We start from the raw sequence: 1,595 nt of genomic DNA, 5'->3' as shown, positions 1-1,595 counted from the left end.
CACCCCGAGACTCTGCAGACCGGCCGCCACCCGATCGGCAAGCACCCCCAACTCGCCATAGGTCATCCCCCGACCGCCATGAACCACAGCCGTGGCCTCCGGAGACTCCTCGATCCGCGCCCACACCACAGCACCCACCGTGGCCACACCCGGCGACGGCACCTCGACCTGCGGATTGAAACCATCCAACAGCCTGCAACGCTCGGCCACAGGCAACACGTCCAGCTCAGCGAGCGCACGATCGCCGGCGGTCAACTCGGTGAGAGCCTGAACCAGCAACGCACACACCTGACCCGGATCAATCGCCGCCTGCACCTGCGCCGTCACCGCGAACCCGGTTCCCGTGTCGTCGACGGAGACCGTGACCGGGTAGGTCGTGCCGCCTTCCCCAGCCGCCCCCACGATGCCGGCCCACGCGTCGGCATCCGCCGAACCCGTCGACGGCCCGGCATGCCGGTAGTTGAGCAGGCTGGTGAACAACGGCGCGCCCGCCGGCACCCCACTGCACCGCTGCGCCAGGGCAAGCGGCGCGTGCTCGTGCCGGAACAGCTCGGTCAGCACCCGATGCGTCTCGCCCAGCCCCGAGGTGACGGTCTCGCCGGACAGATCGATGCGCACCGGCAGCGTGTTGATGAACAGGCCCAGACCACGGTCGGCACCCGCAGCCCCGTGCATCCGGCCGAACAGCACCGACCCGAACACCACGTTGTCACGGCCGGTCAGCCGGGCCAGCACCAGTGCCCACGCCAGATGAAACACTGACGCCGCCGACACCCCAGACCGGCGCGCCAGCTCACGCACCCCCTCCGACACCACGCCATCCAGGTCCACACTGGCCTCGACCTCGCTGGCGCCATGCACATCCAGCACCCCATAAGGCGCACACGGCTCCTCAACCCCGGCCAGCATCCCGGTGAAGAACTCCTCATGCTCCGCCTCGGAAGGACCCAGCACCGCCTGAGCGACCACGTCGCGGTAGGGCACCGGCGCGGGCAGCTCATCGGCACGACCGGTCATGATCGCACCGACCTCACCGATGATCGTAAGAATCGACGTGTTGTCTCCCACGATGTGATGCATCGCAACGAGCACCTGCCATCCGGCGGTGCCGGGCGCGATGAACACCCGCAGCACCGGCGCCCTGGTCAGATCGATCCGCTTGGCCACGCCGGCGAGTTCTCCGACCTCTTCCACCACCAAGTCGGCGTGCCGGTGAACCACCTGCACCGGCCGGGACAGTCCTTCCCAATGGAACGAGGTCCGCAGTACGTCGTGCCGGTCCACTACCGCCTGGAGCGCGTCCAGGAATCCGTCCAGCCGTTCACGGGTGTCGATCGTGAGCCGGTTGGTCAGGACATAGGCGTCGGCCTCCTCCGCCATCAGATGATGGAAAAGCATCCCCTCCTGCAACGGCGCCAAAGGATAAATGTCCTGCACATTCCCGACCCCACCCGGGATCTGCGCAATGACCCGATCGATCTGCTCCTGAGACAGCTCGACCAGCGGCAGCATGCCGGGGGTGATAACGGTCGTGTCGTCCCTGATCAGATTGACCGGGACCTCGACGGCATCCGCCGAGGCGGTGACGGTGGCCC

General features: G+C 67.6%; 1 protein-coding gene. It reads right to left on the bottom strand.

Going from position 1 to position 1,595, the window contains the following annotated elements; translation table 11 throughout:
• Positions 1 to 1,595 (bottom strand): condensation domain-containing protein (locus tag E1294_RS51870; protein WP_246083897.1); only part of this gene is annotated, 1,595 nt, incomplete at both ends.

Origin of the sequence: Nonomuraea diastatica, assembly GCF_004349015.1 — a bacterium.
GTDB lineage: Bacteria > Actinomycetota > Actinomycetes > Streptosporangiales > Streptosporangiaceae > Nonomuraea > Nonomuraea diastatica.
Note: the sequence above shows the minus strand (reverse complement) of the source record. Positions and strands in the feature narration are given on the sequence as shown.